1 protein-coding gene is annotated in these 396 nt (G+C 41.9%); it reads left to right on the forward strand.

What is annotated here, in order from left to right:
- Positions 1-317: 4CSP family protein (locus F0U47_RS22720; RefSeq protein WP_149752341.1), on the forward strand; the 317-nt coding region annotated here is incomplete at its 5' end.
- Positions 318-396: the final 79 nt, after the last annotated feature.

Below are 396 nucleotides of genomic sequence, written 5' to 3' on the forward strand. Positions count from 1 at the left end.
AAGAGACATACAGCTCGGAAAATGACGATCTGGATATTGAAGCTTTGGTGGGAAATATTGATTCTCTGAAGGCCTTTATTGGATGCTTCTTAGAAACATCCCCTTGCGACGCTGTTTCCGGGGATTTCAAAAAGGACATTCCTGAAGCTGTGGCAGAAGCAGGTGGCAAATGTACTCCAGCCCAGCAACGTCTATTCCAACGTTACCTTGAAGTCGTCAAGGACAAGCTACCTCAAGAATACGAAGCCTTCAAAACTAAATACGATCCCCAAGGAAAGCATTTCGATGCTCTGTTATCCGCCGTCGCTAATTCTTAAGGAAATCAATTTTTAATCTTCCCCGCTGTTTTGAATTTGCTCGCCGATATGAATAATTTGTACCTTAATTAAATTTGTT

Source organism: Nocardioides antri (assembly GCF_008373765.1).
GTDB lineage: Bacteria > Actinomycetota > Actinomycetes > Propionibacteriales > Nocardioidaceae > Nocardioides > Nocardioides antri.